General features: G+C 40.8%; 10 protein-coding genes. All 10 read left to right on the top strand.

The annotated features are described in order from the left end of the window. Window positions 1–5: 5 nt before the first annotated feature. A complete protein-coding gene (locus tag LJC66_RS22530) occupies window positions 6–998 on the top strand; it encodes a thiamine pyrophosphate-dependent dehydrogenase E1 component subunit alpha (RefSeq protein ID WP_230933570.1) in 993 nt (330 codons plus the stop codon). A 12-nt stretch (window positions 999–1,010) separates the two neighbouring features. Continuing rightward, the gene (locus LJC66_RS22525) at window positions 1,011–1,994 is read left to right on the top strand and encodes an alpha-ketoacid dehydrogenase subunit beta (protein ID WP_013084975.1); all 984 of its coding nucleotides are present in this window, start codon (window positions 1,011–1,013) and stop codon (window positions 1,992–1,994) included. A gap of 15 nt (window positions 1,995–2,009) precedes the next feature. Then, window positions 2,010–3,269 (top strand): dihydrolipoamide acetyltransferase family protein, encoded by a 1,260-nt coding sequence (locus LJC66_RS22520; protein WP_028410670.1) that lies wholly within the window; start codon window positions 2,010–2,012, stop codon window positions 3,267–3,269. 260 nt (window positions 3,270–3,529) lie between these two features. After that, window positions 3,530–5,566, top strand: coding sequence for an acyl-CoA mutase large subunit family protein (locus tag LJC66_RS22515; RefSeq protein ID WP_230933569.1), 2,037 nt, complete (start codon window positions 3,530–3,532; stop codon window positions 5,564–5,566). Next, window positions 5,559–7,709: a methylmalonyl-CoA mutase gene (scpA, locus tag LJC66_RS22510; RefSeq protein ID WP_230933568.1), complete on the top strand. Its 2,151-nt coding sequence runs from the start codon at window positions 5,559–5,561 to the stop codon at window positions 7,707–7,709. The genes LJC66_RS22515 and scpA overlap by 8 nt, the downstream gene beginning before the upstream one ends. A 16-nt stretch (window positions 7,710–7,725) precedes the next feature. Further along, window positions 7,726–8,721, top strand: coding sequence for a methylmalonyl Co-A mutase-associated GTPase MeaB (meaB, locus tag LJC66_RS22505; protein ID WP_230933567.1), 996 nt, complete (start codon window positions 7,726–7,728; stop codon window positions 8,719–8,721). Between the two features lie 193 nt (window positions 8,722–8,914). Then, entirely contained in the window at window positions 8,915–9,352 is a 438-nt protein-coding gene (locus LJC66_RS22500; RefSeq protein ID WP_028410674.1) for a BrxA/BrxB family bacilliredoxin, read from the top strand. A 281-nt stretch (window positions 9,353–9,633) separates the two neighbouring features. Continuing rightward, window positions 9,634–10,437, top strand: coding sequence for a transporter substrate-binding domain-containing protein (locus LJC66_RS22495; protein ID WP_372586388.1), 804 nt, complete (start codon window positions 9,634–9,636; stop codon window positions 10,435–10,437). A 31-nt stretch (window positions 10,438–10,468) separates the two neighbouring features. Further along, on the top strand, window positions 10,469–11,128 hold the full coding sequence (locus LJC66_RS22490; RefSeq protein ID WP_013059114.1) for an amino acid ABC transporter permease: 660 nt from the start codon (window positions 10,469–10,471) through the stop codon (window positions 11,126–11,128). Further along, a complete protein-coding gene (locus tag LJC66_RS22485) occupies window positions 11,121–11,843 on the top strand; it encodes an amino acid ABC transporter ATP-binding protein (protein ID WP_230933566.1) in 723 nt (240 codons plus the stop codon). The genes LJC66_RS22490 and LJC66_RS22485 overlap by 8 nt, the downstream gene beginning before the upstream one ends. Window positions 11,844–11,931 lie beyond the last annotated feature (88 nt).

Genomic DNA, 11,931 nt, shown 5'->3' with positions numbered 1-11,931 from the left:
TAAACATGACAAAAAACCGTCATGAATCATTAGGATTAACTGATGAACAAGTACTTGAAATGTACCGAACTATGCTGCTTGCACGAAAAATTGATGAGCGTATGTGGCTATTAAACCGTGCAGGGAAGGTGCCTTTTGTTATTTCATGTCAAGGTCAAGAAGCCGCTCAAGTTGGGGCAGCTTTTGCCTTAAACAGAGAGAATGATTACATATTACCTTATTACCGCGATCTGGGTGTTGTGCTGGCATTTGGAATGACTGCGCGCGATTTAATGCTTTCTGGGTTTGCTAAAGCAGAAGATCCAAACTCAGGAGGTCGTCAAATGCCAGGTCACTTTGGCTATAAGGAAAAGCGAATTGTAACAGGATCTTCTCCAGTTACAACACAGGTGCCTCATGCAGTAGGAATCGCTTTAGCAGGACGATTGGAGAAAAAAGACTTAGTAACGTTTGTTACGTTTGGAGAAGGATCTTCTAACCAAGGAGATTTCCACGAAGGCGCGAACTTTGCAGGTGTTCATAAGCTTCCTGTTATCTTTATGTGTGAAAATAACAAGTATGCGATTTCTGTTCCGGTTGAAAAGCAGCTAGGATGCGCAAAAGTATCTGATCGTGCGATTGGATATGGTATGCCAGGCTACACAATTGATGGAAACGATGTCCTTGAAGTATACCGAGTGGTAAAAGAAGCAAGAGATCGTGCATCCAGAGGAGAAGGGCCTACTCTTATTGAAACTGTTTCAGAGCGTTTGACTGCCCATTCAAGTGATGATGATGATCGTGCATATCGCGGAGCAGAAGAATTGTCTGAAGCTAAAAAGAGCGATCCGCTTGCGTACTTTGCGACTTATTTAAAAGAGGTTAACGTGTTAACCGATGAACGAGAAAAACAAATGCTTGATGATATTATGAACATCGTTAATGATGCAACAGATTATGCTGAAAACGCTCCTTATGCAGAAGCGGAATCGGCTTTAAAATACGTGTACGGTGAGTAAGGAGGAGAACATATGCCGGTTATTTCATATATTGATGCAGTAACAATGGCCATTCGTGAAGAAATGGAAAGAGATTCCCGCGTGTTTGTATTAGGAGAAGACGTAGGGAAAAAAGGCGGCGTATTTAAAGCAACTAACGGACTGTACGAACAGTTCGGGGAAGAAAGAGTTATTGACACACCTCTTGCAGAGTCTGCTATTGCAGGCGTAGGAATCGGAGCGGCAATGTACGGCATGCGTCCGATTGCTGAAATGCAATTTGCTGATTTTATTATGCCTGCAGTCAATCAAATTGTGTCAGAAGCAGCAAAAATTCGCTATCGTTCTAATAATGATTGGAGTTGTCCAATTACAATTCGAGCTCCTTACGGCGGCGGAGTTCACGGCGCTCTTTATCATTCTCAGTCTGTTGAAGCACTATTTGCCAATACGCCAGGGTTAAAGATTGTGATGCCTTCTACGCCTTATGACGTAAAAGGATTATTAAAAGCAGCTATTCGTGATGATGATCCAGTTCTTTTCTTTGAGCATAAGCGTGCGTACCGTTTGATTAAAGGAGAAGTCCCTGAAGATGATTATGTACTTCCGATTGGCAAAGCAGATGTAAAGAGAGAAGGAGACGACATCACGGTTATTACATATGGTCTTTGTGTACACTTTGCTCTTCAAGCTGCTGAAAAACTGGAAGCAGACGGCATTTCAGCACACATCTTAGATTTAAGAACGGTCTATCCGCTTGATAAAGAAGCTATTATAGAAGCAGCATCTAAAACAGGTAAGGTTCTGCTTTTAACGGAAGACAACAAAGAAGGCAGCATTATGAGCGAAGTAGCAGCTATTATTGCTGAACACTGCTTATTTGATTTAGATGCGCCAATTCAGCGCCTTGCTGGCCCTGATGTTCCAGCTATGCCGTATGCACCAACAATGGAAAAATATTTTATGGTGAATCCAGATAAAGTAGAAAAAGCAATGAGAGAATTAGCTCAATTTTAAAAGGAGTTGTATCAATTGGCTATTGAAAAAATTACGATGCCGCAGCTCGGTGAAAGTGTAACAGAGGGTACAATTAGCAAATGGCTCGTTTCTGTTGGAGATCACGTAAATAAGTACGACCCGTTAGCTGAAGTCATGACGGATAAAGTAAATGCTGAAGTGCCTTCTTCTTTTAGCGGAACAATTAAAGAGTTAATTGCAGGTGAAGATGATACTTTGCCTGTAGGAGAAGTGATTTGTTTAATTGAAGTAGAAGGAACTGTACCTCAAGAAGAACAGAAAACGTCTGATAAGACTGTAGAAGAATCAGCGCCAAAAACAGCGGACAGTCAATCCAATAAAAGCCGATACTCTCCAGCTGTTATGCGCCTGTCGCAAGAGCATAATATTAATTTAGATGCCGTGACAGGAACAGGAGCGGGCGGCCGCATTACGAGAAAAGATATTTTAGCTGTTATCGAAAAAGGCGGAGCTGCTGAAGTGAAAGAAACACCTGCATCAACAGTTCAGCCAGAAGCACCTGTAGCAGCAGCTGCTCCAAAAACGCAGCAGCCCGCGCCGGTTGTGTCCGCAGCAGGAGATCAAGAAATCCCTGTTACAGGCGTGCGCAAAGCTATTGCAGCAAATATGCTTCGCAGCAAGCATGAAATTCCGCATGCATGGACAATGGTTGAAGTTGATGTAACGAACTTAGTTTCTTATCGTGATGCATTAAAGACGGAGTTCAAACAAAAAGAAGGTTTTAACTTAACGTATTTTGCGTTCTTCGTAAAAGCAGTGGCTCAGGCTTTAAAAGAATTCCCTCAAATGAATTCAATGTGGGCAGGAGACCGTATTGTTCAGAAAAAGGACATTAATGTATCGATTGCTGTTGCAACAGACGATGCTTTATTTGTGCCGGTTATTAAACAAGCCGATGAAAAGACAATCAAAGGCATTGCACGTGAAATTACAGAGCTCGCGCAAAAAGTTCGTACAGGTTCATTGAAGTCTGAAGACATGCAGGGCGGAACATTTACTGTTAACAACACAGGCTCATTTGGTTCCGTGCAATCAATGGGGATTATTAATTACCCGCAAGCGGCTATTTTACAAGTAGAATCTATTGTAAAACGTCCGGTTATTATTGATAACATGATTGCTGTTCGAGATATGGTTAACTTATGTTTATCACTTGATCACCGCGTGTTAGACGGCTTGGTGTGCGGCAGATTCTTGGCAAGAGTTAAAGAGATTTTAGAATCTACGTCTAAAGAGAATACGTCCGTCTATTAAAAAAGAGGCTGGCGCAAAACTATTTTAGCTGAAGGAAGATCCGAACGATGAATTGAGATTCTTGATAGAGAATCCCACTCGTTCGGATTTTTTTATCGTGATGGTAAATGTAGGGTGATCATGTCCCCGTCTTGTTTTATTTTGAAGCAATGATTGAACAATTTGTAAAAGATGTATTAAAATAAAAGAAGAATCATCAAACTTCAAAGTGTAATCATCTCGGTTTAGCAGGCAGCTATTAACTGTAAAGGGGCATGGAAATGAAAACAAATACATTATCATTTCATGAATTTACACGTACACCTAAAGAAGATTGGGCACAGGAAGTTAGCAAAAATACCGCGCTCCGCTCAAAAGAAACGTTAGAAAACATCTTTTTGAAACCGCTTTATTTTGAAAGTGATACGGCACATTTAGACTACTTGCAGCAGAGTCCGGCGGAAATAGATTGTTTAAGAGGAGCCGGTAAAGAATCATACATACTAGGGGAATGGGAAATTACCCAAAAAATCGACTTGCCTTCTATTAAAGAAAGCAATAAACTTCTTTTACACAGTTTGAGAAATGGACAAAATACGGCCGCTTTTACGTGCAGTGAAGCAATGAGGCAAGGAAAAGACGTTGATGAAGCAACTGAAGCTGAAGTAGCCTCAGGCGCTACAATTTCCACTTTAGAGGATGTTGCTCATTTGTTTCAGCATGTAGCTCTTGAAGCTGTGCCTTTATTTTTAAATACGGGATGTACATCCGTTCCACTTCTTTCGTTCCTAAAAGCATACTGTGCTGATCATAACTTTGATATGAGACAGCTGACAGGTACGGTTGGAATGGATCCGCTCGGCACCCTTGCTGAATATGGAAGAGTTCCACTTTCTACTCGAGATTTATACGATCATTTAGCTTACGCAACGCGTTTGGCTCACAGTAATGTTCCAGAGCTCAAAACGATCATTGTATCAAGTATTCCTTACCATAACAGCGGTGCAAATGCTGTTCAAGAACTAGCTTATATGCTTGCTACAGGGGTGCAGTATATTGATGAATGCATAAAACGCGGTTTGTCCTTACATCAAGTTTTACCTCACATGACCTTTTCTTTTTCAGTTAGCTCACATTTATTTATGGAAATATCAAAACTTCGTGCTTTTCGCATGCTTTGGGCAAATGTGGTTCGTGCTTTTGATGACACGGCCGTTTCAGTGCCGTTTATCCATACGGAAACGTCACATCTTACACAGTCTAAAGAAGACATGTATACAAATGCATTAAGGAGCACGGTTCAAGCATTTGCTTCTATTGTAGGAGGAGCCGATAGTCTGCATATTGAACCGTATGATTCCGTCACATCTTCATCTTCTCAGTTCGCTCATCGCCTTGCCCGTAACACTCACTTAATTTTACAGCACGAAACACATATATCAAAAGTAATGGATCCTGCCGGAGGCTCTTGGTACGTTGAAGCTTACACACATGAATTAATGACAAAAGCTTGGGAGTTATTTGGCAACATTGAAGACCACGGCGGAATGGAAGAAGCTTTAAAACAAGGGCGAATTCAAGATGAAGTTGAACAAATGAAAGTAAAAAGACAAGAGGATATAGAGTGCCGAATTGAGCGCTTGATCGGAGTCACACACTATGCTCCTAAGCAACAGGATGTATCTCAAGAGATAAAAAGCACGCCGTTTAAAAAAGAAGAAATAAAAATGGATAAATACAGTGATCAGACCGCTTCGGAATTTTCATCAAATCTTTCGCTAGAGGACTATACAAAGCTAGCATCTAAAGGGGTAACAGCAGGGTGGATGCTAAAACAAATGGCGAAGCAGACACAGCCTGACAGTATTGTGCCGCTCACTAAGTGGAGAGCAGCAGAGAAGTTTGAAAAAATACGGGTTTATACAAAGGGGATGAGCATTGGCATTATGGAGCTCACCGATCCTACCAGCCGTAAAAAAGCTGAGATTGCCCGGTCTTTATTTGAAAGCGCAGGCTTTGCGTGTGAAACAATTAAAAACATAGATTCCTATGTGGAGATAGCAGATTGGATGAATGAACAAGAGCACGAAGCATATGTGATCTGTGGAAGTGATGAACTCGTGGAAAAGCTCTTAACAAAAGCGATGACTTATTTTGAGGAAGATTCCGTTTATGTGTACGTAGTAGGGGAAGAACATGTATCACGCAAAACGCAGTGGCAGCAAAAAGGTGTAATGAGCGTCATACATCCTAAGACGAATGTTATTCAATGCGTTAAGAAGTTATTATGTGCTTTGGAGGTAGAAGTTCATGTATAAAAAGCCTTCTTTTTCTAATATTCCATTATCATTTTCAAAGCAGCAAAGGGAAGATGACGTGACTCAAAGTTCATTCACTGCTTTTCAAACAAATGAACAAATTGAATTAAAATCAGTATATACAAAAAAAGACAGAGATAGCCTCGACTTTATTCACTTTGCACCTGGCGTCCCACCGTTTGTGAGAGGACCGTATGCAACGATGTATGTGAATCGGCCTTGGACGATTAGACAGTACGCAGGATACTCAACGGCGGAGGAAAGCAATGCCTTTTACCGCCGAAACCTAGCTGCTGGACAGAAAGGGCTGTCTGTTGCTTTTGACCTCGCTACCCACCGCGGCTATGACTCTGATCATCCAAGAGTTGTTGGAGATGTAGGGAAAGCAGGCGTGGCAATTGATTCAATGATGGATATGAAGCAGCTGTTTGAAGGGATTCCGCTTGATCAAATGTCCGTGTCGATGACGATGAACGGGGCCGTGCTTCCTATTTTGGCCTTTTACATCGTAACAGCTGAAGAACAAGGGGTAAAAAAAGAAAAGCTGGCTGGAACGATTCAAAACGATATTTTAAAAGAATATATGGTGCGCAATACGTATATTTATCCTCCTGAAATGTCAATGCGAATCATTGCGGATATTTTTAAATATACAGCGGAGTACATGCCGAAATTTAACAGTATCAGTATATCAGGCTATCATATGCAAGAAGCAGGCGCTCCAGCAGACTTAGAGCTTGCTTATACGCTTGCAGACGGACTTGAATATGTACGAACCGGCTTGAAAGCAGGAATTACAATTGACGCATTTGCTCCGAGGCTATCCTTTTTCTGGGCAATTGGAATGAACTATTTTATGGAAGTAGCGAAAATGAGAGCAGGAAGGCTGCTATGGGCAAAACTAATGAAGCAGTTTGAGCCGGATAATCCTAAATCTTTAGCTCTTAGAACGCATTCTCAAACGTCCGGCTGGAGCTTAACGGAGCAGGATCCATTTAATAATGTTATTAGAACATGCGTCGAAGCTCTGGCTGCAGTATCAGGACATACGCAGTCGCTTCATACAAACGCACTGGATGAGGCGATTGCTCTCCCAACTGATTTTTCAGCTAGAATTGCCCGAAATACGCAGCTTTATTTACAAAATGAAACGGAGATTTGTTCCGTTATTGATCCTTGGGGAGGCTCTTATTATGTGGAATCATTAACGAATGAATTAATGATAAAAGCGTGGAAGCATCTTGAAGAAATAGAGCAGCTCGGCGGAATGACAAAAGCAATAGAAGCAGGCGTACCTAAAATGAAGATAGAAGAAGCCGCTGCGCGCAGACAAGCAAGAATAGACTCGCAGGCAGAAATTATTGTAGGTGTGAATCAGTTTCAGCCGGAGCAAGAAGAACCGCTTGATATTCTGGATATTGATAACACAGCAGTTCGAATGAAGCAGTTGGAAAAGTTAAAGAAAATACGCAGTGAACGTGACGAACAAGCGGTAATCGAAGCGCTTAATCGACTGACCAATTGTGCCAAAACAGGTGAAGGTAATCTCCTTGCTTTTGCGGTTGAAGCTGCGAGAGCGAGAGCTACACTAGGTGAAATTTCAGAAGCTATTGAGAAAGTGGCTGGAAGACACCAGGCTACTTCTAAGTCAGTCAGCGGGGTATACAGTGCGGAGTTTGTGCATCGAGATCAAATCGAAGAAGTTCGAAAGCTCACGGCTGAATTTTTAGAGGAAGAAGGAAGACGTCCAAGAATTTTAGTCGCAAAAATGGGGCAAGACGGTCACGACAGAGGATCGAAAGTGATTTCAACAGCCTTTGCTGACCTTGGATTTGATGTTGATATCGGCCCTTTATTTCAAACGCCTCAAGAAACAGCAAGGCAAGCTGTAGAAAACGACGTACATGCGATTGGCATAAGCTCTTTGGCAGCCGGGCATAAAACGTTACTGCCGCAGCTTGTTGAGGAATTAAAGAAATTAGAGCGCGACGATATCGTTGTTATTGTCGGAGGCGTTATTCCTAAACAAGACTACTCATTTCTTTTAGAACACGGCGCTTCTGCAATCTTTGGACCTGGAACAGTAATCCCAAAAGCGGCCGTTTCCGTTTTATATGAAATAAAGAAACGGTTAGAAGAATAGTTGGTGAAGACAATTGGTGAAATTAAAAACGGTACAAGATTATAAACAAGGGCTGCTTGAAGGAAAAAGAACAGTGTTAGCTCAAGCCATTACTTTAATTGAAAGTAAAGCGCCGAAGCATAAAGTACTAGCACAACAGCTGATTAAAGAAATCTATCCTCATACGGGGCATTCAGTGCGCATTGGTTTTACAGGGGTACCCGGAGCAGGAAAAAGTACGCTGATTGACAAATTTGGTTCGTACCTATGCAAAAATGGCCATTCCGTTGCAGTTTTGGCAGTCGATCCAAGCAGTACCTTGTCTGGAGGAAGTATTTTAGGAGATAAAACGAGAATGGAGCTGCTTACCAAACAAGAGAATGCTTTTGTCCGTCCTTCACCTTCTCAAGGAACGCTTGGAGGTGTTCATCTTAAAACGAGAGAAGCCATTTTTCTTTGCGAAGCGGCTGGGTATAACATCATATTTGTCGAAACGATGGGCGTTGGCCAAGGTGAAATGATTGTAAAAGAGATGGTAGACTTCTTTGTTCTGCTTGCTTTAACCGGAGCAGGAGATGATTTGCAAGGAATTAAAAAAGGGCTGCTTGAGTGGGTTAATTTGATTTGTGTAAATAAAGCAGACGGGGATAACCGGCTAAAAGCAGAAGTGACTGCAAAAGAATACGAAAGCATCATCGGTTTCCTTCACGGTCATTCTGGAGGATGGAACCCACAGGTCATCACAACTTCTGCTTATGAAGAAGCATCATTTCAAGACTTGTGGAAGATAATTTGTGACTATAAGGAATGGATGAATAAAAAGGATCTGTTTTATACAGTAAGGCAAAAGCAAATGAGGGCATGGTTACAAGCAAGTGTTAATGAATATTTACAAGAATCATTTTATGAACATCCTTTAGTTAAGCAAACGTTAGGGGATGTTGAAAAACAAATGATGACGGGAGATGTCACAATGGCTGAAGCTCTCGAACACTTGATTAAAACCTACCAGCAGGCGATGAAGGAAATATAAAAAAGGATCCTGCATTTTATGCGGATCCTTCTACACTAGGGAGTTAAGAGTATGGTTTACTAGCTGTAAAAATAGTATCACCATTTCTTTTCTTCTTTAATCTTGATTACCAAGAAAAAATGAGTCAAAGCAATCGCCTTTTTAGTTTTCGTTTGCTATGATAAAGAATAGATAGCAAAAGGGAGGTATGAAAATGAATATCGATTTTAACTTGTTTATGAACGACGTTGTTCGTCAAGCCCGCAAAGAAATTACAGCTGCTGGTTATACAGAATTAACGACGGCTGAAGCGGTAGATGAAACCTTTAAAAAGCCTGGTACAACGCTTGTAATGGTGAATTCAGTTTGTGGTTGTGCAGGAGGTATTGCAAGACCTGCTGCAGCGCACTCTGTACATTATGATAAACGTCCAACAAACTTGGTTACAGTATTTGCTGGGCAAGATAAAGAAGCAACTGCACGTGCACGCGAATACTTTGAAGGTTATCCGCCTTCATCTCCATCTTTCGCCTTATTAAAAGACGGAAAAATTATCACAATGGTAGAGCGTCACGAAATTGAAGGCCATGAGCCAATGTCAGTTGTGATGAAGCTGCAAGAAGCATTCGAACAGCACTGTGAAGAAGTGTAAGAGAGAAGCCGTTTTGAACGGCTTCTTTTTTTATGCGTTTTTTTACCTATCTGTATGCAGGCCTTCTAACGAGTGGAAAATGTTGAGAAAAGGTATTTTCAAATAGTGAAACTTATATTTAAAAAAGATATTGCATATTTATAATGTTGTGTTAAAATACATTTATATGAATATATATTTAAATTTCGACATTTACTTGCAATAGTAAAAAACTTATTTCATAATATTATTAATTTTTAAAAAATAATGTAAGGAATAAACTAGGGGGAACGAAGATGAAATTGAAGAAGTGGTTATCGGTAACGGCAATTGGTCTTTTAACAGCAGGCGTTTTAGCTGCATGCGGAGCAGGAGATGGAACGTCTAATGGCGGAGCAAGCAGCGACGACAAAGATAAAAAAGTACTAGTAATGGGAACATCAGCAGATTACCCACCATTTGAATATATTGATACGGCAAAAGGTGATAGTGAAGCAATCGGATTTGACGTAGATTTAGCAAAAGCAATCGGTAAAAAGTTAGGGTATGACGTACAGGTGAAGGATATGGAATTTGGCGGATTAATTCCAGCTTTACAATCTAATAAAGTCGATTTAGTTTTAGCGGGTATGACGCCAACTGAAAAGCGTAAAAAGAACGTGGACTTCTCGGACGTATACTATGAAGCAAAAAACATGATTGTATCGAAGAAAGATGCGCCAATTAAAAATGCAGAAGAACTAAAAGGAAAAACAGTCGGTGTACAAACTTCTTCTATTCAAGCAGACGAAGCAAAAGAAATTGCAAAAGAAGTTGACGGAGTAAATGTAACAACGCGTGACCGTATTCCAGAACTAATTCAAGAAATGAAATCAAATCGTATCGATGCAGCGATTATTGAAGATACAGTAGCTAAAGGGTATGTGAACAAAGACAAAAGCTTGCAAATGTCTGATACCGGACGTCCAGATTCAAGTAAAGGATCAGCAATCGCATTTCCTAAAGACAGCAAGCTAACGAATGACTTTAACCGTGAATTAAAGAAAATGAAAGAAAACGGTGAATTAGATAAATTAATCGTTAAGTGGTTTGACGACCAAAAATAAGAATGATAGTTAGAGAGGAATGGAACTAGGCATGAATTTGGATTTTTCGCAAATCGTGCCTTCTATGCCTTATATTTTAAAAGGGATAGGGGTAACGATACAGATAGTCCTAGCTTCAGCAATTTTAGGGTTTGTGCTGGGAGTTATTTTATCTTTATGTAAAATCAGCCGCAATAAACCTCTTCAATGGTTTGCGGATGCATATACGTCCGTGTTTCGCGGAACACCGCTAGTACTGCAATTATTATTAATATACTTTGGATTACCTCAGCTGCTCGGGTTTGATATTGCCCCGTTTCCAGCAGCCGTTGCTGCGTTCGGGCTAAACTCTGCAGCATATATATCTGAAATTATTCGCGCTGGTATTTTAGCTGTTGACAAAGGACAGCGTGAAGCGGCATTAGCGTTAGGAATTCCTTATCGCCGCATGATGGGACAAATTATTTTGCCACAGGCACTTAAAAATATTTTACCTGCTTTAATGAATGAGTTCATTACATTAACAAAGGAATCAGCTATCGTTACAGTTATTGGAGCACTCGACATTATGCGCCGTGCTTACATTGTAGGGGGAGAAAAGTTCGCCTACCTTGAACCGTTAATTTTTGCAGGGTTGATTTATTATGTAATGGTAATGGGCTTAACGCTCCTTGGTAAAGCAGTCGAGAGGAGAATGAGAAAAGGTGATTAACGTTGAAAATTTACACAAATCATTTGGTAAAAATGAAGTTTTAAAAGGTATTTCAACTAAGATTAAAGAAAAAGAAGTCGTGGCTGTTATTGGCCCTTCTGGTTCTGGTAAATCTACTTTTTTACGCTGTATGAACCTGCTTGAAGAACCGACGAGCGGAGTCGTTTCAATTAACGGTCAAGTGATTACAGATAAAAAAACAAACATTATGCGTGTGCGTGAAAACGTAGGAATGGTATTTCAGCATTTTCACTTGTTTCCACATATGACAGTGCTTGAAAATTTGACGTATGCTCCGATGACGGTAAAAGGCGTGTCAAGAGAAACGGCTGTTGCTAAAGGCAAAGAATTACTCCAAAAAGTGGGGCTTGCTCAAAAAGCCAACGAGTTTCCAAGTCGCTTATCGGGCGGTCAAAAGCAGCGTGTAGCTATTGCCAGAGCACTGGCAATGGAACCGAAAGTGATGCTGTTTGACGAACCAACCTCAGCATTGGATCCAGAGATGGTAAAAGAAGTACTCGACGTAATGAAGTCGCTAACAGAAACAGGAATGACGATGGTCATTGTAACGCATGAAATGGGATTTGCACGAGAAGTAGCGGATCGCGTGCTGTTTTTAGACGGCGGTGTGCTTGTTGAAGATGCGCCTCCGGCTGAATTTTTCTCAGCGCCTAAAAGCAAGCGTGCTAAAGATTTCTTAGAAAAGATTTTATAATAAAAAAAGTGCAGGAAGAGTACGAACTTTTCTGCACTTTTTTTATTGAAATTTATACGGTACAGCAGGGTTTAAGGTTGTGTTATTT

The sequence above is a fragment of the Priestia sp. TSO9 genome (genome assembly GCF_021029645.1).
Classification (GTDB): domain Bacteria; phylum Bacillota; class Bacilli; order Bacillales; family Bacillaceae_H; genus Priestia; species Priestia megaterium_E.
This window is presented reverse-complemented; position numbering and strand designations above follow the sequence as displayed.

Excerpts from the sequence above, each read along its gene's own strand:
- LJC66_RS22515 (WP_230933569.1), top strand. The coding sequence starts at position 3,530 with ATGAAAACAAATACATTATCATTTCATGAATTTACACGTACACCTAAA.
- LJC66_RS22500 (WP_028410674.1), top strand. The coding sequence starts at position 8,915 with ATGAATATCGATTTTAACTTGTTTATGAACGACGTTGTTCGTCAAGCC.
- LJC66_RS22530 (WP_230933570.1), top strand. The coding sequence starts at position 6 with ATGACAAAAAACCGTCATGAATCATTAGGATTAACTGATGAACAAGTA.
- scpA (WP_230933568.1), top strand. The coding sequence starts at position 5,559 with ATGTATAAAAAGCCTTCTTTTTCTAATATTCCATTATCATTTTCAAAG.
- LJC66_RS22490 (WP_013059114.1), top strand. The coding sequence starts at position 10,469 with ATGAATTTGGATTTTTCGCAAATCGTGCCTTCTATGCCTTATATTTTA.
- LJC66_RS22525 (WP_013084975.1), top strand. The coding sequence starts at position 1,011 with ATGCCGGTTATTTCATATATTGATGCAGTAACAATGGCCATTCGTGAA.